The following is a 20,812-nucleotide window of genomic DNA, read 5'->3' as shown; positions in this document are numbered from 1 at the left end:
TTTTAGCGTACAAAATCTATGTTTCTATGTGTTAAAATCAATTTAACCGAATAGCTTATTATTTTATATTTAATTGGTTAAGTACAAGATTGCTCAATTCGATTTCCTGGTTTGAAGAAACTGAAAGAGAAGTAAATGGCTGGTTTGAGAAAAAGATTTCGGTAATAACTTTTTCGCCATTATTGTAAAATATTTCAATCGATGTTTTGTCTAAAATGATTTTAAAAATGCCTTCTTTCTGATTTCCGTTTAAAGCGGCTTTCGTAATTGTTGAAGCAAATTTCTCAGAGAAATCATTTTTTCCTGACTTCGAACGATCCACAAATAAATAATGATCTGAATTATTGATTCCGAAAGTCAAAGATTCTCCAACTGCATTTGAAAGTGTAAAAGTGTACGTATCTTGTTTTAAGTTTTTTAAATCAAAATTGATAATTGCCTGCGTTAAATCAAGTTTTCCAGCTTCCGGAATCGAAAGTTTTCCTTTTCCTTTCAGACTTTTTACTTTAACAGATTTTGAAACATATTTGTTAATTTCTTTTACCGGATTACTAATCAAACTATAATCATTTCCTTTTTTGATTAATTGAATTTCGCGAGCAATTGTAGTAGCGCTTCTCCAGGTATTCGTTGGAACTTGCTGTGCATAATCCCAATTCGACATCCATCCAATAAATAATCGTCGTCCGTCTGCACTCGGAACATTATTCCAGGTAACTCCTGCATAATTATCTTTGCCATAATCAATCCAAACGGCTTTTTCGGTTGCTACTTTTTTAGCAAAGTTGGCATCAAGCGTAAAAGTTGTTCCGTCAAAATCTCCAATAAAATATTGCGTTCCTGAACCTCCATTGGCGCCACCCGGATTTAAACTCTGAATTAAAACCCATTTAGTTTCATTAGTTCCCTGCACTTTTATCTGAAAGAAATCCGGACATTCCCAAACACCTCCGTGAGCACCAATGTCTTTTCCAAAGTCAGATAAATATTCCCAGTTTTTAAGATCTTTTGATTTATAAAATTGAGAGCGATCCTGAGCTGCCAAAACCATTATCCATTGTTTATGTGTTTTATCCCAAGTTGCTTTTGGATCACGAAAATCACGAATTCCGGGGTTTTTCACGACAGGATTTCCTTCCTCAAATTTCTGCCATGTAAAACCGTTGTCGTTTGAATACGCAATATCCTGTTGCTCAACATCAATTTTATTCTCTTTTTCTTTTGTCATATCATGCAGCGTGTAAATCGCTACAATTGGGGCTGTTTTTCCTGTTCCTAATCCTGATGTATTGTTTACATCTACTACAGCACTTCCTGAAAAAATGTATTTGTCACTTTCCGGATAAATCGCAATTGGCTGTTCTTCCCATTTAATTAAATCTTTGCTGACCGCATGCCCCCAATGCATTGGTCCCCAAACATTTTTATCAGGATAGTACTGGTAGAATAAATGATAATAACCGTTGGCATAGAACATTCCGTTAGGGTCATTCATCCAACCTTTTTTTGGTGTAAAATGAAAGTTAGGGCGGTACATTTGCTCTTCTGAAGGAATCAACACTGAAACAGCAGTTATTTGTGCAACAGCCGAATATGGTTTACAACCTCCTATTGATAATAGTATAGCACTATAAAATGCCAGCGGTAGATGTTTCTTTGATTTCATTTTTTTTGATATTTTTTTTAGTTAGATTTTCACTCAATACTTCTAAAGAAATTCCTTTGGTTTCCGGCATCATAAAAATTACAAACAGTAATTGCAGCACCATCATCAAAGTAAAAATTAAGAAGACGACTTCGGGACCAATTTCTGAAAATAACATCGGAATTAAAGATGGAATGATGGCGGCCAAAACCCAATGCACTGAACTTCCAAAAGCTTGTCCTGAAGCACGAATGTGATTCGGGAAAATTTCTGAGATGAAAACCCAGATAACAGCTCCCTGACCAATGGCGTGCGAAGCAATAAATAAGAAAAGGAAAATGGGTACTGATAATCCTCCCCAATTGTAATAAAAAGAAGCAGAGACCAATCCTAAGGAAATAATATATCCAATTGAACCAATGTACATTAACAACTTTCTTCCTAATTTGTCAATTAATGCTACTCCGATTAAAGTAAATATAAGATTCGTGATTCCAATTCCGATACTGCTTAATAAAGCGGTATTTTGTCCTAAACCTGCTTCTTCAAAAATTCTTGGCGCATAATATAAAAAGGCATTAATTCCCGAAAACTGATTAAAAAACGCAATTAAAAAAGCCAACATTAACGGAAAACGGTATTTTTTCATGAAGATATTCTCATGTTTGGTAACACCATTTTCTCTAGAATCATCCATAATATCTTTTAGATCTGCAGTCGGATCAATTTGAAACAATACTTTACGTGCCTCTTCATCACGGTTTTTAGATAATAACCATCTTGGACTTTCTGGTATTGTAAGGATAAAAAGAATATAAATAAATGATGGAATCGCCTGAACTCCCACCATCCAGCGCCACGCATTTTCTCCAATATCTTTTAAAAAGTAATTGGATATAAAGGCAATCAAAATTCCTAATACAATATTAAACTGGTATAAAGCAACTAGTCGTCCGCGTTTATCAGCGGGAGCAATTTCAGACACATAAGCCGGAGCCGCGATGGTTGAAGCTCCAACTCCTAATCCTCCTATAAATCTAAAGGCAGCAAATACATAAGGGTCATTTGCAAAAGCGGCGCCTATAGCAGAAATGAAATATAAAATTCCGATCCAGAATAGTGTTTTTTTACGACCTATTTTATTTGTTGGGATTCCCCCAAAAATGGCACCTACAACTGTTCCCCAAAGTGCCATTGCCATAACAACAGATCCATGAAAAGCATCAGATGAATGCCAAAGAAGCTGCAATTGTTTATCAGCTCCAGAAATAACTACGGTATCAAAACCGAATAGAAAACCTGCCAGTGCAGCAGTAACAGACCAAATCAATATCTTGTTCATTGTAGATGTATTAAAAACTTATCGCTAAGATATCCGCAAAAAAAACAACTTATTTTTAATGATGTTACAATTTAATTCTATAATTATTGACAGTTTGACACTTAAACCGTAAAACCTTTATTCATAAGACTTTACGGGAATTAAAATTTATTTACGAAAACCTTGTAGTTTCGATTTTGTTACATTACGTACAAAATTGATACGGGATTTGTATCAATTTTAAACCAATACTAATTTGAAGATTTGTATTCCTTTGGTGAAATTCCAAATTTATTCTTAAAAGCTGTAGAAAAGTAGTTTGGAGAAGAGAATCCAAGTGAGTACGCAATTTCAGAAATATTCATATTATTTGACTTCAAAAGCTCTGCAGCTTTCTCCAACTTTACATTATTGATATGATCGCTGATATTAATTCCGATGATTGCTTTTACCTTTCGATACAACTGAACTCTGGAAACCCCCAATTTATCGGCTAAATCTTCAACAGAGAATTTAGGGTTTTCAACATTCTTCTTAATAATATCGTTCATTTTGGTAATAAACGTCTGTTCCTGATTGCCAAATTTAGACTCAGGTTCAACACGATAAATGTTATTGGTATAATAATAACGAAGTTTTTCTCTGTTGAAAAGCAAACTCGAAATGGATTGTTTTAAAATCGAAAGACTAAAAGGTTTTGTCAAATACTGATCTACTCCGCTTTGCAATCCTTTCAAAACAGATTCTTTGTTACTTTGTGCCGTTAAAATAATAATTGGAATATGCGACGAACGCAAATCCTTTTTCAATTCTTTACTAATTTCGTAACCGTCTTTGTCTACCAAATTAATATCGCAAATGATGATATCCGGAACAATTTCCATTGCTTTTTCAATAGCATCGCTTCCGTCTGAAGTATGAACAACATATTCACTAGATAATTTAGCTTTTAAAAATGTAACCAAATCGATATTGTCTTCTATAACCAAAAGAGTGTGTTTTTCTGATTCAGCAATTACATTTACTTCATTCAAATCAGATTCTATATCCAAATTATCTGTGATTAAATTTGGTGTTATATTGAGGTTTTCGGCTTTAGCTATAATCTCTGAAGGCTGTAAATGGCAGCTTCCTTTTAATAAAGTAATGACAAACTCACTTCCCTGTTTCGATTTTAATTCGATTGTTCCTTTGTGTAAAAGCACAAATTCTTTTGACAAATGAAGTCCGATTCCTGAACTGTTTTTATTATTATTCGAAGCTCTGAAAAACGGATTAAAAACGTTAGACAATTCATTTTCAGGTATTCCTATTCCAGAATCCTTAAAACTAATTTTAACCGTGTTATCTTGATTTTCGATAATCGAAATAGTTATTTTTCCGTTATCAGGCGTAAATTTGAAGGCATTTGAAAGCAAATTGAAATATACTTTATCCATCAATCCTCTATCAATAAACAGTTCCAGGTTTTTGTTTTTACACATAAGCTGAAAGTCAATATTTCTACGGGCTGCTTCGCCTTTAAAGTTCGTCATTACTTCATTTGAAAAATCATAGATCTTAGTATTTGAAGCTCTTAAGGTAAATTTTTGCTCTTCAATTTTTCTAAAATCCAACAATTGATTTATTAATCGCAGTAATCTGTTTGAGTTTTTATGAATCAGTTTTACTTCATCAATAAGTGCGGTACCTTTAATTTTTTCATTTTCAATTAATGATTCCACATAACTCATAATCAAAGTTATCGGCGTTTTAAATTCGTGCGAAAGACCTGTAAAGAAACTCAGTTTTGCTTCATTGCTTCTTTCTGCAATTTTTGCCATTTCCTGAATTTCATTATTTTGATCAATAACAGTCTGATTGATCCTTTCGAGTTGTTTTTTCTTTCTTGAAATAGAAATCGTCGAATAAATACTGTAAATCGTCAAACTCAAAATAATCACTAAAAAGAAACTAAGCAGTCTTACCAGATTATTTTGTGAAGCATATTCTCTTTCCTGAATTTTTATCGCTCCTTGCTGCGACTCAATAACCGCTTGCTGTTGATCAACTTTATCCATTTGATTTTCGATAATCTCAGCATTATTTCGATCTATAACGATTGTATTTAGGATATTGTTTTTAGAAATGGGTTCTTTATTATACATTTTTAAAGCCAGTTTCAAAGCTTCATTTCCTCCAGTCGGATATAAAATGGTCCCGTCTAAAACTCCGCTTTTCACTAACTCTATTCCGCCATTAACGGTATTTAATCCGTCCACACCAATAAATTTAATTTTCTTTTCTAATCCAACAGTTTTGGCAGTTTCCCAGGCACTTAAAGCCATGCGATCGTTATGAGCGAAAATATATTCAACATCCGGATTTTGCAAAAGAATTACTTTTAAAGGCTCTTTAACCGATTCTCCTTCCCAATCGCCATGAATGGTGTTTTCGACTTTGAAACGCTTGTTTTCATTGATTATCTGGTCAAATCCTAAACTACGCTCATACGCTGGCGATGAACCATTTGCTCCCGTAATTTCGATAATTTTACCTGAACCTTTACTGTGCGAAATAATATATCGGGCAGCAATTCTGCCAATTTCAATATTATCGGCTCCAAGATAAGCGGTGTAGTTTTCGCCGTCAATTTTACGGTCTACTACAAGAACCGGAATTCCAGCTTTTATCGATTTTTCGACTACTGCTGTTAAAGGTTTGGATTGAATTGGAGATACAATAATGACGTCTACTTTATTAGAGATAAATCTTTCGATATCTTCGATCTGTTTCTCGATATTGTTATTGGCGTCGCTAATTTTTAAATCGACTTCAGGTCGCAACGAAGCTTCAATTTTTATGGAGCTGTTCATTTGTTTACGCCAATCGTCTGTAGTCATCGCCTGAGAAAATCCGACTTTGATTTTATCGCCCTGTTTTTGCTTGCAGGAAACTAAACTTAATGATGCTAAGAAAAGCATCAAAATATATTTTACAAATTGATACATGAAATTATGAGTTTATGTAATTGAAATTGAGTTTTCAAAAAAATAAATACCTTCTTAGACCAACAACTTGTCAAAATAATTAGGAAGGATTATTTTGTACTGACAAGTGAGAAGGCAATATATAAAAGGTAAAATTAAACTTTTATTTGATGTACGCAAATGTTATCGGGTATCTGCAAACAAAAAAAGAGGATTATTAAATCCTCTTTTAATTTCTATTCGGTAAACTGTAAATAATTTCTTCTTCTCGCTAGGTGTAATAGTTAAATAAACTGTGTGTTAATCTCAAAAATTTAATAATTGTATTAATTTTTTTTTACGCAGATTGCTTCGCCTGTTCGCTATCGCTCGAGTGAGCAGATTTTTTTTGAGCTATGTGTATTTAAATAAGTGAAACGCCTTTTTTTAAGCAAACAAAAGCTATGTTTCTATGTGTTTAAATAATTTTAATCCAATAAAAAGACAATTAATCCTCGCGCGCCGTGAGCTCCTAAAACTAATGATTGTTCAATATCAGCTGTTTTAGATGGACCGGCGATAAAAGTTCCGAAACCATATTCCTGATTTCCAATTCGATCATAAGCTTGCTGCATTGTGGCAACGATATCTTTTTTATGAACGATAATAGCCAAATATTGTGCTATAAAAGGCGAAATGCGCTGTCCTAAAACATCATCTGTCACCCAAAGTGCACTATTCTCTGCAACTCCAAAATGAGCTTTTATAACTGTTAATTCTACATTTTGAAGCGAATGCGGATCGTCATTTGTCCAATCTAAACGTGCAATTTCAGAAAGTTCCGGAATCGTTGTTATAATTCGTTTCTCAATTTTGTAATTTGTTTTTATATAATTGACAATTTCAGCATAATCAGCAACTTCTACAGGATCACCGCCAATGTTTTTCAAAACCATTTTATAGGTTTCAAGAACATCAAATTGTTCTGAACCTAAAACTTTTAAGTCTGGTAAATCTGCAATTAAAGCAGGTTGATTTTGCTTTATTTTTTTTAATATTTCAGCTTTACTACTCATTGTCTTTTGCTTTTGATTCTCTTGAATTTTTCTTGTACCATTCTCTAAAAGATTCCTCCGGAACAGCTGGCATTTCGCGTTGATCGTACCATTTGTTCATTTTATTATTGACCAATCCTGGAATATTTTTCATTACAAATCTTCCTGATTTTCCGGCAATATTAAAGATCGTTGGATTTGCTAAAACTTTTGCCATCGTATTCATTGCTATTGTTTTTGCTTTTGGCGTATGGCCTTCTTTTACCAACACCTGACGCCATTTGTACAATTGATCGTGTATATCAATTTTTACCGGACAAACATTGGTACAAGAACCACAAAGTGTACTTGCAAAAGGTAAATCGGCATTTTTGCTCATGTCTAAATTAGGCGCTAAAATAGATCCTATTGGCCCCGCAACAGCATTGTGATAACTATGCCCGCCACTTCGTCTATAAACCGGACAAGTGTTCATACAAGCGCCACAACGAATACATTTTAGAGAATTTCTAAAATCTTCTCGTCCCAGCTGCGTACTTCTGCCATTGTCAACAATTACAATATGAATTTCTTTTCCGTCTCTTGGTTTCTTAAAATGGCTTGAAAAAGTGGTAATCGGTTGTCCTGTTGCACTTCTTGCCAATAATCTCAGGAAAACGCCTAAATGTTTGCGTTGTGGAATCAGTTTTTCGAATCCCATGCAGGCAATGTGAACATCGGCTAAATGTGCGCCCATATCGGCATTTCCTTCATTGGTACACACTACAATTTCACCGGTTTCTGCAATGGCAAAGTTGACTCCGGTCAAAGCTACTTTTCTCGTTAAGAATGTATTTCTTAAACTTAATCTGGCAGATTCGGTTAAGTATTGAGGATCTATGTTTCCTTTTTCTGTGCCTAAATGCTCATGAAAAGTTTCACTTACATCTTCTTTTTTAAGGTGAATTGCAGGTAAAACAATATGGCTTGGCGGTTCTTTACGAAGTTGAACAATGTATTCTCCTAAATCAGAATCGATAACTTCTATCCCTTTTTCGGCTAAATAATCATTCAAATGACATTCTTCTGTAAGCATCGATTTTGATTTCACCATTTGCTTGACATCATGTTTTGCCATTATTGAATGTACAATTTCATTATGTTCTTTTGCATCTGCCGCCCAATGTACTATGATACCGTTTTTCTGTGCTTTGGCTTCAAATTCAACCAAATAATCGTGAATATTAGATAATACGTTATTTTTGATTTTGGAAGCAGTTTCACGAAGCAATTCCCAATCCTTAATTTGATGCGCTGATTTATCACGCTTTTCGCGAACAAACCAAAGTGTTTCATCGTGCCAGTTTACTCGTTCTACATCTTTATTAAAACGGGCAGCGGCTTCGCTATGTTCTATTATTTTTTCTGAAGACATCTTTTCTTATTTATTTCACCATTAAGACATTAAGATCATAAGGCTTTGGCTTAAATTACTTAATCTCTTAATGGTAAAAAGAAAATTAAGTTTAATTTTAAAATAACTTAGTTTTCCAACGAATTTAATATTTCGGCGATATGAATGGTTTTAACCTTGCTTTTTTGCCTTTTCAAAATTCCTTCTAAGTGCATTAAACACGACATATCTCCACCGGTAATATAATCAACCTGATGGTTTTCATGATCCTTTATTCGGTCTTGTCCCATTTTTACAGAAACGGCTTCTTCAGTCACACAAAATGTTCCTCCAAAACCACAACATTCATCCTTTCGTGATAATGAAACTAAATCTAACCCTTTTATACCGCGTAGTAATTGCTCCGGTTTTGAAAAAAATGGTGCATTTAATTCTGTCATCTGCGAAAGCTTTAATCCACGTTGACCGTGACAGCTTACGTGCATTCCAACTCTGTACGGAAAATTTCCGTTGATGGAATCTACTTTTAGAATATCAGTAATAAACTCTGTCAATTCGAATACTTTCTTTCGCATTTCAGCTGCTACTTCTTCTTGTTTTTCATCATGTAAATGTTCTTTTACATGCAAAACACAACTTCCGGACGGACAAACAATATAATCGAATCCTGCAAAATTGGCTATAAAATTGGCATCGCAACCTTTGGTTAAATATTGATATCCGCTATTTGCCATGGGTTGTCCGCAACAGGTTTGCCCCATCGGAAAATGAACTTCGCAACCTAATTTCTGCAAAAGTTCATAGGTTGCAATGGCTACTTTTGGATAAAATTGGTCGACGTAACACGGTATAAATAATCCGACTTTCATATTCTTGTTAATTGTATTTATTTCACGCAGATTTCAAAACGATTTAAGCAGATGTGCGTGAAACAAAATCTTTTTAATCTCTGGCAAGCATTCTCTCGCAGATCGAGCAGATTTATATTTAAAATTTTTAATTCTGAATTTTTAATTTTTAATTCAATTCTAATGCTTGTAAAATTTCAAATCAATTAAATCGTTCTGAATTGGCTTTGGATTCCAGTTTTGATGAATTGCCAATGCGGCCCCTAAAGCGCTCGCTTGCGCCATTGAAGCGGCATAAACTTCTACATCAGGATAAGCTTCAGCTAATAAATTCATAAAAATTGAATTTTTACTAAATCCTCCGTCAACAAAAATTTTCTTCACCGGACTATTATGCACTACTAAATTAGTCGAAAAAACCTGTTGCTCCACTAAATCAAGCATTAATTGATGATAAGCAACTTCGTAATTTTTAAATGTTGAAAGGTCTCTTTTTTGAAAAGGACATTCTTTTAAGATATCAAAATCGTACTTCTTTGGATATATAATTTGAAAATTTAAAGCTCGCAGATTGGATACTATCTTTTTATCAAAATAAATATCTTTATAAGTATCAAGCGGTACTTTAAAATATTCGGCTAATCTTTTGGTTTGCACTTCATGTTCGTTTCCTGAGAATAAGCGAGCTGCTTTTACAGGTTTCTCGGTATATTGCATGTAACACAAACAATCGTTTTGCAATTCTTCAAAAGTCAATTGCTTATTATTGAACGGGTTTAGAGAAATACTCCAGGTTCCTGTTGATAATAAAACAAAAGGTTCTGTAAAATTTATGGTATAAGGAATAATAGCCGATGAACTATCGTGTAAACCAGCTCCTATTGCAACTTCATTGTCTTTTTTAATGATGTCTTTCCCGTAATGAAGCGGTGGAATCTTATCGATAATATCTTCATTTTTGAGCCATTTATGATACTTCATCTTTTTAAAATTCCAAAGATTGGTATGGCATCCTATGCTTGTAATATCTGAATAAGCTTCATTTGTTAAAAGATAACTCAAATATTGCGGCAAATGCAAGCAATACCTTATTTTTTCAAATAACTCGGGTTTTTCTTCTTTGAGTCTGTAAATCTGCATTCCTGAATTCAGGTTTCCTAAAACCGGAGAAGCAGTTTTTGCAGCAAATTTTTCTTTGCCTTTGTATTTTTTATAGAAAGCATCTATTAAATCTTCCGGATAATCTTTTAGGTAATTATACAGCGGTGTTAAAATTTTTCCGTTTTCGTCAATATAAACAAAACTAGCTCCGTACGTACTGAAATTTATAGCTTTGAGGACATAGTTGTTTAGATCTTTTATTTCAGCTAATCCTTCAAATATCCAGTTTTTTAACAACTCAATATCTTCACAGGGAAAACCGTCTTCGTCAACAGTTTCCTCCAGATTTACTGATTTCTCCCAAACAATTTTGTAATTTTCATCAAATAGAAATACTTTTTTGTTGGTTTTACCAATATCAAAAATTGCAACTACGTTCATTTTTTTTTAATTGTAAATTGTTAATTGTCAATTGTTAATTATAGATTACAGAATTATGATTTTTGCTAAGTCTTTTTTTTTAAAACGACCAACATATAAATAGCATTGGCATTAACTCATAATTTATAATTAACAATTAATAATTTATAATTATAATCCTGTAGCCATTGTTTTTAAACCTCTTTCTCCTATTAGATTTTTTCTAATGGCAAGACTACGATACAATTCAACAGGATTTAATGCAGCACCGGAGCGTAAACGAGCTTCAGCAACTAAAGCGCGAACATCTGTGCGGAAAGCATTTTGTAAAATCTCTTGTGCTTTTACTACATCATTTTCTTCCTGAGCAATTTCTAATGCTTTTCTGTCAACCAAAAGTGCTTGTGCGTAAGCAATCATAATGGCTTCAACAGATTGTAATAAGTCTTCTAAAGGATCTTTTATGTTATGTGAAGCGTCAATCATCCAACCTAAATCTTTTGCATGATTCATTCCTCTTGCGTCCATTCCTTCAACTAATTCATTAAAAATCAAGAACAGTTGGTATGGTTTTAATGCTCCGGCTGTTAAATCGTCATCTCCATATTTTGAATCATTAAAGTGGAAACCTCCCAATTTATTTTCCATTAATAATAAAGAAACGATTTGTTCAATATTAGCATTTGGCAAATGATGACCTAAATCTACCAAAGTCTGAGCTTTATCGCCTAATTTTTTTACGTATGAATACGATTGTCCCCAATCTGCCACTGTTGTGGAATAGAAGTTGGGTTCAGCACATTTGTATTCTAAGAACAATTTCCAGTTTGAAGGTAATGCGTCGTAGATTTCTTCTAAACTTTCTAATGTGTTTTGGTATGCTTTTCTAAAGTTTAATTGTCCAGGAAAAGAAGAACCATCGGCCAACCAAACTGTTAGCGATTCAGATCCTAATTCGATTCCGTGTTGAATTACTTCAATATTATGTGCAATTGCTTGTTTGCGAACTGCTTTGTTTACGTTTTGTAACGATCCGAATTTATAGGAATGTGCCTGACTTGCCTGATCCTGAAAGGTATTCGAATTCATGGCATCAAACTTTAAATTGTGTTGTGCCGCAAGCATTTTGATTGCTTTATAATCTGTTGGAATATCCCACGGAATATGCAATGAAATAGCACCTGAAGCATTGTTTAATGCATGAAGCAAACCAACATCTTCAATTTTTTCTTCGATAGAACGAGGTTCTCCGCCTCCTGCAAAACGTCCGAATCTTGTTCCTCCTGTTCCCAATGCCCAAGATGGAATTGCAATTTGAAAGTCTATTATTTTTTTAATAATTGCTTCTGTATCTTCAATTTCCGAAATTGTAAAAGCAAATTTATTCTGATGTTTTTTTATTAATTCCTCGTTATGAGACGCTATATTGTTTGATCCGATTAACATATTATTTTATCTTTTAATAGAGTCTACAATATATATAATTTAAGCCTTTGGTATGATTTTTTTTAAACACATAGAAATATAGATTTCATAGTTTCAAAAAAGACGTTTCACTTTTATTAACACACATAGATCTATGTGCGAAAATTATGATTTTTTAAGAACACCTTTTACTTATATTCTAATCTATGTTTCTATGTGTTCAATAAATTTTCAGCTTTTTTATATAAATTGAACTCTGGTTTAACTTTACTATTTTATGCTATTTTACAGGTTCTGTGAGAGTTTTTATATTTAAAAAAAATCTAACGCTCAAATGATATCGAACGTTAGATCACAAAAAACCACTTTTGTTTTAAACAAACTTAAAAAACCTAAACAACTTATCTATAAAAGCCCATTGATACACCGCCGTCTACATTTAAAGCATTCCCTGTTGATTTACCCAGTAAACCACCAACAAAAGCGTAACAAGCGTTTGCAATATCATCCGGCAATATAATTTCATTTAATAGCGTACGTTTTGCATAATATGCTGGTAATTCGGCAACCGTTATACCATATGCTTTAGCACGACCTTCTGCCCAACCGCCAGACCAAATATTTGAATCTGAGATTACTGCATCAGGATTTACTGTATTTACACGAATTTTATCAGCTCCCAATTCTGCTGCCATTAAACGTGTTAAGTGTGCCTGAGCTGCTTTTGCTGAACCGTATCCAGGATTGTTAGGACCTGCAACAACAGCGTTTTTAGAAACAATATTCACGATGTCTCCGCCAAATCCCTGTTTACGCATTACTTCGATTCCGGCTTTAGACACAATAAATTGTCCTTTTACCAAAATATCATATAATCTATCCCACTCATCAAGTGTATGTTCTGCAATAGATTTTGAAATACTGATTCCTGCATTATTTACAATAATATCAGCACCTCCAAAAGCTAAACAAGCTTCGTCTAATGCTTTTTCTGTACTCTTTTCGTCTGTTACATTCAATAATGTACTCGAAACAGCGTCTTTTCCAAACAACTTAATAAACTCAGCTGTAGCAGTTTCTAAACGCTCTTCGTTAATATCATTAATCACAACACATGCACCTTCCTGAGCAAACTTTTTAGCAATAGCTTTACCAATTCCACCAGCAGAACCTGTAATTACAGCAACTCTTCCTGACAATGCTTTTGGTTTTGGCATACGTTGTAATTTTGCTTCTTCTAACAACCAATATTCGATATCGAAAGCTTCCTGGTGCGGCAACGAAGTATATTCTGAAACTGCCTCGGCACCTTTCATCACATTTACTGCATTGATATAATATTCAGATGCTAAACGCGCCATTGTTTTATCTTTCGCAAACGTAAACATACCAACTCCCGGATATAAAATCACAACTGGATTTGGGTCACGCATTGCAGGCGAATTTGACTTCTTGCAAGCGTTATAATATTCTTTATACATTGCGCGATAAGCCTCAAAAGCGGGTGCTAATTTTGCTTTAACGGCATCAATATCAGATAAATCTTCATTTGGATCTAAAGTCAAAACCAACGGACTTATTTTAGTACGCAAAAAGTGATCCGGACAAGAAGTTCCTAATGGCGCTAATTTTGTTAAATCATTAGAATTGATAAACTCTAAAACTCTTGCATCATCAGTATAATGCCCAATCATTTGACGCTCTGATGAGCAGAAACCCCTTAAAATTGGAGCAACTTTTGCTGCTTTTAATTTACGATCTGCTTCTGGAAGACTGTCCATTTTTTTACCTCCAAAAACAGCACGTTTTTTTCCGTAATTGTTTTCTAAATACTCTGCACATTTCTCGATTACTTCCAGAGTATTAATATAACTTTCAAACGCAGTGTCTCCCCAGGTAAACAAACCATGAGATCCAAGCATGATTCCGCGAAGTTTTTTCCCTTTTTTCTCCGCTTCTTCTAAGCAACTTCTTAATTGAAGTCCTAAGTCGAAACCTGGACGCTGCCATCCTACCCAGCCAATTTCACCGTCAAATAATTCGTCAGTAATTTTAGCTCCGTCTTTTGCTGCAGCGATTGCAATTGCTGCATCAGGATGTAAGTGATCAATATGTTTGAATGGTAAAAAACCATGCAGAGGCGTATCTATAGAAGGTGCTTTTGAAGCTAAGTCAAAAATACAGTGGTTGAACAATTCTACCATTTCATCTTCAAACTCAATACCTCTGTAAACATTTTCAAGATTACGAAGTCTGTCCAAATAAAGTGCCGCACAACCTGATTTTGTCAACGTACCAATATCACCACCAGAACCTTTAATCCACATTACTTCAGAGCTTTCTCCTGTCAATGGATCTTTGTCTGTAATTTTTACAGAAGTGTTTCCACCACCGTAATTAGTAAGTCTTAAATCGGCTCCAAGTAAGTTAGAACGATAAATGAAAAGCGCTACTTCATCTCCTGCCAGTGCCGCTGCCTTAGCATCATCCCAAAGGTAGCTTACGTGCTTAAAATTCATATTTTTTGTGTTTATATTCGACATTGTTGTTGTATTCGACATGCTTTATTAAATATTTATTTTCTGTATTTTATAATGAATTCCCTATTCCCACCAAAACAATCGAAAGCATAATTAATCCAATTCCAACCCCAAAAGTTGTGATTGTTTTTTTAGAAACTCCTGACCATTCTTTCAAATAAAAGCCCCATAAATTTGCTGTTAGAATAATCGTTGCCATGTGCAAAATCCATGAACTTGCCCCGTTTCCTAATTTGCTTTCTCCCATTCCGTAGAAGAAAAACTGTAAAAACCACATTGTTCCTGCAATACCCGAAAAGAGTACGTTTTTAGCAATAGGTGTTTTTTTATTGGTATAATCTGAGAATGTTTTGTTTTTAAAATTGAGATACATACACCAGATAAAATTGGTAGTTAAACCTCCCCACATCAAAACAATATAGGTAACGTTGTTTTGAAATAATGGATTGCAACCATAGTTTACAGCTGTTTCTGCCATTGGCTTTCCGGCTTCGATTCCGTAATTAAAAAACGAACTTAAAATACCTGAAATAACAGCTATTATTAAACCTTTAACCAGATTAAAATCTTTGTCTTTATCTTCATGACCTACGGCAAAATCTTTTTCTTTAAGCATTCCGGCTTTTCCAGATATAGCAATACCTATAAGACAAACAGCTACACCCAATAAAACTAAACGCCCGCCTGAATTAGTAAGCATATCGCTGAATGAAATTTTCCCCTCGGTTGGATATAAATCGTAATAAATAGAAGGAACTAAGGCACCAAAAGCGGAGCAAAAACCTAACGTAATAGAGTTTCCTAAAGACATTCCTAAATAACGAACTCCTAAACCATATGTCAATCCTCCCACTCCCCAAATCAATCCCATTGTAAATGTGAAGGCTTTTATGGTTGGAGATGCTGTAACTATTATTTCAATAAAATTTGGAATCGTTAAATAAGCGGCAATTGGCGGAACTATTAACCAAGAGAAAAAACCTCCAACGATCCAGTAGCTTTCCCAAGCCCAATCTTTAACTTTTTTAAAAGGCATATAAAAACTACCTGAAGAAAAACCTCCGATAGAATGAAAAATAATTCCTAATAATGACTCCATTTATTCTTTTTGTTTTTTGGTTAGTTTGGTAAGTTAGTTTGGTTTTGTAAAATAATAGAATGTAAAAAAGAAAACTGTCCTGTACTATCCTTTATGGTTTTGGTAATTATGTTAAAACTAAATATTATTACAAAGAACAACTCGATAATATTGGAAATATAAATTTAAAATTTCTATTTTAGCAATCGATTTCGCAATTATTATATCCGCAATAAGGAACAAATTAACAAATCTTACAAAATACAAACTAAGCGTTAGTAATTTCGCAGGTTTTTGTAGGAATCCCTTATTAACTGAAAAATTGGGATGTTTTTGAGCGATTTTTTTTAATGTAATTTAGAATTATATCTCTATACCTTTAAACAGATATAATTTGCCCAAAAAGACCATGATTGAACTTATTAAAATAGACGAAGATTCCAGAGTACCCAAATACAAACAAATTGTAGACTCTATCTTGCAGAATATTGCAAATGGAAATTTAAAAATAAATCAAAAAATTCCGTCAATAAATAGCTTTAGCGAGGAATTTTATATGTCGAGAGATACTGTCGAAAAAGCTTATAATATTCTAAAAGAACGAAAAATCATTTCATCTATCAGAGGAAAAGGTTATTATATAACGAGAACGAAGCTTGAATCTAAAGTCAATATCTTGTTTTTGATTAATAAAGTAAGTGCGTACAAAATGAAAACGTACAGCTCATTTATTAATACACTTGGTGCCAACGCACATACCGATCTTCATATTTATCATTGCGACGAAACACTTTTCCTGAATTTACTTGATAAATTTGAAGGTGCATACGATTACTATGTTATAACAACTCATTTTAAAACTGACGAATTAAAACATCTAAGTTTTACAGATGAAGTGGCCAAAGCAATCCAAAAAATCCCTGAAGATAAACTTGTCCTAATGGATAACATCAAATTAGGAATGGATGGCGAAATCATTAAAATTTATCAGGATTTTGAAAACGATATTTACAATGCTTTGAAAGAAGGAATTGCGAAGATATCAAAGTACAAAAAATTAATTCTGGTTTATCCTGAAAAGGCTGTTTATCCTTATCCGAGAAGAATTTTACATGGATTTAGAAAGTTTTGCGTTGAGCACGAAATTAATTTCGAAATTCTGAGCGAGGTTTATGATGATATGATTCTCAAAAAAGGAGATTTATTTATTACTATTGAAGAATCTGACTTGGTTAATTTAATGAAACAAATTCGTGATGAAGAATATGTTTTAGGAAAAGATATTGGTGTAATCTCCTATAATGACACACCTCTTAAAGAATTGTTAGGTATTACAGTTATGTCCACCGATTTTAATGTGATGGGAGAAACTGCTGCCAGAATGATTTTGAATAAAGAAAAAGGACAAGTTAAGGTTCCTTTTAATTTTATTGATAGAAATTCTATCTAAGGAACAAAGGTACAGAAGTTCAGAGGTACAAAGGTACAAAGGTACAAAGGTACAAAGGTACAAAACGGCAAAGATTTTCATCTAAGAATGCTTCTAAAAGTACAAAGTTCGCAAAGCTTCGTATTGACCTAGCTTTGCGAACTTTGCCTTTTTATAAAAGCTAAGAATAAAAAAAACTTAGCGTTCTCTGCGGTAAATTTCTTGTTCCTCAAAATGACAAAATAAAACCATAAAAAAACCTCGTTTAAAATGCATTAAACGAGGTCATTTTTTGTAAACAAAAATATTATTTTTTTGATTCTTCGATAGAAACTTTTCTAAACTCTTTTAAAAGTTTTTCAATTTCTAAAGTTGATTTACGTGCTCTTGGTCCAGCAGCTTTAACACCTTTTTCAGTTAATGATTCAGCCTCTGCTTTAAATGCTTCAATTTCGGCGTTGATTTTTACTAATAGATCTTTCATGCTTATAATTATTAAATTAAGGCGCAAAAATAAAAGTTTGAATGGTAGTTACAACAATTTTGCTGTTAAATTTATCCTTGTTTTTCGACCTTCAACTTAACATTAAATTTACTACTAAGTTTTTTTTTATTCTCAGAAAAGCAACGAACTAATAGTCAGTAACTTATTTCAAAAAACCCAAAACATTTTATTTTTGGCGGTATTAAAAAAAAATTCGTCCAGAATATGCTTTTCTCTTAAAATTATCTAAAATATTCTTATTTCTTCATTCCCGAAGTTCTAAAAACAGGTTTCATTGAGGAAAATTTACTCAATTTGTTCTCCGTTAATCGTAACATTTTTAAAAGTTGTACCACTTATAATGCTTTTATCAATTTTACTTTTGACTGTTTCGATCTTTAAATTTTCAAATGTAAAATTAGACAAACGAACATTTGGATCTTTTTCTACTCCGTAAAATGTATCGCATTTCAGCTCTATATTTCTTAATGTGATATGATCCCCGTATGAAAGCGGAATATCTGATCGCCCTTTTAAATCAAAAAATTGTTTCCATGCAAAAATTGCCAAACAGGTTGTTGCTTCTCCTTTTATGTTTTCTACCCTGATGTATTCATATTTTTGAGGTGTGTCAGGTCTCATTTTAAGCCATAATAATCGCGAAGCTCCTTTTATTTTACAATTGCGCATTATTACATTTTTGTTATAAATTGCTTCGCTCCCACTTGTTAATGCTGAATGACAGAATCCAAAATTGCAGTCTTCGATAATAATATTCGTATTTGCTCCATTATTTTTATCCTGGTCTGCGTACGGGCCTTTTCCTCCTTTTAACGCAATTGCATCGTCGTTTACAGACATATAACAGCCTTTAACTAAAAAGTTAGTGCACACATCAATATCTATGGCATCAGTGCTTGGTGCTTTTAATTTTAAATGCGGTGAGAAAATAAACAAATCGATTACTTTCACATTATTACAGTTATAAAAATGAGAAGTCCAAAATCCTGAATTGATCAATTTTACGTCCTGAAGCTGTATGTTGTTTGAGTTCCAAATAAAGATCAGTCTGGGTCTGGATACTTCTAAATTAGTACAATCGGGATTTTCTTTGCGTCGTTGCCAAAATGCCTCCCAATACTTTGAACCATTTCCGTTTATTGTTCCTTTGCCCGATATTGAAAAATGGTCTACTCCATAAGCATTTACCAATGCCGGAAAATAATCCAGATTCTGACCTTCTATTCGCGATGGCATAATAGGATAATCCGTAATATTGTCTGAGCCTTTTAAAACGCCTCCCTCTGAAACATATAAACTTGTTTTTGGCTTAAAAAATAATGCCCCGCTCAAAAAAACACCTTTTGGAATTATTATTACGCCGCCTCCATTTGCTGCCGCTTTATCAATAACATTTTGTATGGCAGCGGTCTGAATTTTTAGACTATCATTTGATACCTCAAAATCTGTGATTGTATATTTCTTACCTAGTTCTTTAAGCTGAATTTTGTTTGAATCTTTGAACCATGGCGAAATTACGGTTCCATCCGGAAATGTACTGTCATTACTTTTTTGGGATGTTACACTTTGAGAGAACCCAAGAATACACATCATCAAAGTCAAAAGTCTTATCATTTTTTTTACTGTTTATTTTACAACTTCAACCTTTATTTTTGCCGAAAGTTGTTTTGCGAGAGTTGTAACATAATTGGCAAAATATGTGGCATCTTTAAAGTTCTTGTCGGCACTTAATTCCCAACCTGCAATCGCGTAATAAGAAATCTCTTTATTGTTTACTACCGACAATTTTGCTAAGTACGAATCTGTTAATTGCCCTGTTTTTGGAGCTTCAATATATCCTTTATAAATATTTTTAGGAACTAAAATAGCAGTTCCCAAAATCCATTGACGCTCGTAGGTTAAATAATCGTGTTGAATAAGACAAACCCAATCTCCGGCTTCAATTACTTTTAATGGATTTTTATTGTTTAAATTAGAAAGTGCAACCAGAAACGTTTCTTTTCCTTTGATTCCATTAATCACAACGGTATTCTTAAAACCATACATTCCGGGCCAGATCGAAGTAGTTTCCTGAACTTGGTATTTATTGCCGGAAGCTTTCCAATTGTAATAATTATAGCTTAAAACTGAATTTACAGGTCCTTCAGCTACAATTTTAAAGGTTGTTTTCTCGACGTTATTTAAGGTATCACTGGCAATAATCCCTAATCTTTTTACTTCATTATCAATCAGCAATGCATAACCTCCCAAACCAGCGGAGTTCCCAACCGGAAAAATATCTCTTCCCCAATCGTACATTACGTGATAATTATCTTCAACTGCTCCTTTACTGTTAATACCCACATCTTCAGGTGTAATTGCAGGTATTTTTTTTCCGAAAACATCTTTAGAATTTCTTCCGTCCAAATAATGCCTAAAACCTACTTTATCATTTTCCCAAGTTGGTCCATCGGTTTGGTATTTTTGGTACCCCAGTTTTTTATGTACTTGATTGGCCATTAAAACTTCTTCGGTTGCAGGGTGAACCGGTAGATTTTTACCTTCTCTTTTACCAAATCGAACACTCGTTTTTATTGGAAATTTAGGATCGGTTTCAGACCACTTTAATTCTACTATTTTTTTTTCGTTTGGAGAAAAATCTGTCACTAAAAAAAGTTCATCCCATTTTCCATCTCCATTCAGGTCGTTAATCTGTGCGGGAATTGTATCCTTTTTATATATTAAAAGAGGAAATCTATTTGTTGTTTCTTTCAATGAAAATTGATTTCTTTTTATCGAAATTGCGGCTTGTGGCAATGGTAATTTTGTCGTGTTCTTCAAAATAACTTTCTCACTTACTGCTTTCTGTTGTGCATTACCGTTTGCAAAAACCATTAATAACATTGTACTGGACAAACAAAGTTTAATTGTATTTTTCATTACTTTTTCCCTTTTTATTTTTTCAACAATTTAGACCATTTGGTACAAATAAAAAAGTTCTTTTATAACGAAATTGTTACTCTAATTGACGCCATTAGTTTAGTGGAAAATACTTGTGCGGAGCAAAAAGTATAAAACAAAAAAGAAGTATATAAGAGTTAATCTTATATCCTTCTTTAAAAAAT

At 33.4% G+C, this 20,812-nt stretch carries 14 protein-coding genes; 1 reads left to right on the top strand and 13 read right to left on the bottom strand.

Features of this window, described 5'->3' with window-relative positions; genetic code table 11:
• Window positions 1-58: 58 nt before the first annotated feature.
• From ACHRVZ_RS12245 to rhaT, 10 genes are all read right to left on the bottom strand, one after another.
• A complete protein-coding gene (locus ACHRVZ_RS12245; RefSeq protein ID WP_395422764.1) occupies window positions 59-1,666 on the bottom strand; it encodes a glycoside hydrolase family 32 protein in 1,608 nt (535 codons plus the stop codon).
• Entirely contained in the window at window positions 1,629-2,987 is a 1,359-nt protein-coding gene (locus tag ACHRVZ_RS12240; RefSeq protein WP_395422763.1) for a sugar porter family MFS transporter, read from the bottom strand. The genes ACHRVZ_RS12245 and ACHRVZ_RS12240 overlap by 38 nt, the downstream gene beginning before the upstream one ends.
• 230 nt (window positions 2,988-3,217) lie before the next feature.
• The gene (locus ACHRVZ_RS12235; RefSeq protein WP_395422762.1) at window positions 3,218-5,956 is read right to left on the bottom strand and encodes a substrate-binding domain-containing protein; all 2,739 of its coding nucleotides are present in this window, start codon (window positions 5,954-5,956) and stop codon (window positions 3,218-3,220) included.
• A gap of 446 nt (window positions 5,957-6,402) precedes the next feature.
• Entirely contained in the window at window positions 6,403-6,990 is a 588-nt protein-coding gene (locus tag ACHRVZ_RS12230) for a lactate utilization protein C (protein WP_395422760.1), read from the bottom strand.
• Entirely contained in the window at window positions 6,983-8,383 is a 1,401-nt protein-coding gene (locus ACHRVZ_RS12225) for a lactate utilization protein B (RefSeq protein WP_395422759.1), read from the bottom strand. The genes ACHRVZ_RS12230 and ACHRVZ_RS12225 overlap by 8 nt, the downstream gene beginning before the upstream one ends.
• A gap of 107 nt (window positions 8,384-8,490) precedes the next feature.
• Complete coding sequence (locus ACHRVZ_RS12220; RefSeq protein WP_395422758.1) at window positions 8,491-9,231, bottom strand: (Fe-S)-binding protein; 741 nt, start codon at window positions 9,229-9,231, stop codon at window positions 8,491-8,493.
• Window positions 9,232-9,390: 159 nt separating this feature from the next.
• Window positions 9,391-10,752 (bottom strand): FGGY-family carbohydrate kinase, encoded by a 1,362-nt coding sequence (locus ACHRVZ_RS12215; protein ID WP_395422757.1) that lies wholly within the window; start codon window positions 10,750-10,752, stop codon window positions 9,391-9,393.
• Window positions 10,753-10,902: 150 nt separating this feature from the next.
• The gene (locus ACHRVZ_RS12210) at window positions 10,903-12,177 is read right to left on the bottom strand and encodes a TIM barrel protein (protein WP_395422755.1); all 1,275 of its coding nucleotides are present in this window, start codon (window positions 12,175-12,177) and stop codon (window positions 10,903-10,905) included.
• 380 nt (window positions 12,178-12,557) lie between these two features.
• On the bottom strand, window positions 12,558-14,699 hold the full coding sequence (locus tag ACHRVZ_RS12205) for a bifunctional aldolase/short-chain dehydrogenase (protein WP_395423073.1): 2,142 nt from the start codon (window positions 14,697-14,699) through the stop codon (window positions 12,558-12,560).
• A gap of 46 nt (window positions 14,700-14,745) precedes the next feature.
• Window positions 14,746-15,795, bottom strand: coding sequence for an L-rhamnose/proton symporter RhaT (gene rhaT, locus ACHRVZ_RS12200; protein WP_395422754.1), 1,050 nt, complete (start codon window positions 15,793-15,795; stop codon window positions 14,746-14,748).
• Between the two features lie 388 nt (window positions 15,796-16,183).
• Between rhaT and ACHRVZ_RS12195 the strand changes: the two genes are divergently transcribed.
• Entirely contained in the window at window positions 16,184-17,224 is a 1,041-nt protein-coding gene (locus ACHRVZ_RS12195) for a GntR family transcriptional regulator (RefSeq protein WP_395422753.1), read from the top strand.
• A 286-nt stretch (window positions 17,225-17,510) separates the two neighbouring features.
• Here ACHRVZ_RS12195 and ACHRVZ_RS12190 read toward each other — a convergent pair whose 3' ends face one another.
• From ACHRVZ_RS12190 to ACHRVZ_RS12180, 3 genes are all read right to left on the bottom strand, one after another.
• A complete protein-coding gene (locus ACHRVZ_RS12190; RefSeq protein WP_089351555.1) occupies window positions 17,511-17,687 on the bottom strand; it encodes a histone H1 in 177 nt (58 codons plus the stop codon).
• Window positions 17,688-17,993: 306 nt separating this feature from the next.
• The gene (locus ACHRVZ_RS12185; protein ID WP_395422751.1) at window positions 17,994-19,322 is read right to left on the bottom strand and encodes a glycoside hydrolase family 28 protein; all 1,329 of its coding nucleotides are present in this window, start codon (window positions 19,320-19,322) and stop codon (window positions 17,994-17,996) included.
• A gap of 12 nt (window positions 19,323-19,334) precedes the next feature.
• Entirely contained in the window at window positions 19,335-20,627 is a 1,293-nt protein-coding gene (locus tag ACHRVZ_RS12180) for a DUF4861 domain-containing protein (protein ID WP_395422750.1), read from the bottom strand.
• Window positions 20,628-20,812: the final 185 nt, after the last annotated feature.

The sequence above is a fragment of the Flavobacterium sp. FlaQc-57 genome (assembly GCF_044007395.1).
Lineage (GTDB): Bacteria > Bacteroidota > Bacteroidia > Flavobacteriales > Flavobacteriaceae > Flavobacterium.
The sequence above is the reverse complement of the archived record's forward strand: the minus strand, read 5'-3'. Positions and strand labels throughout refer to the sequence as shown.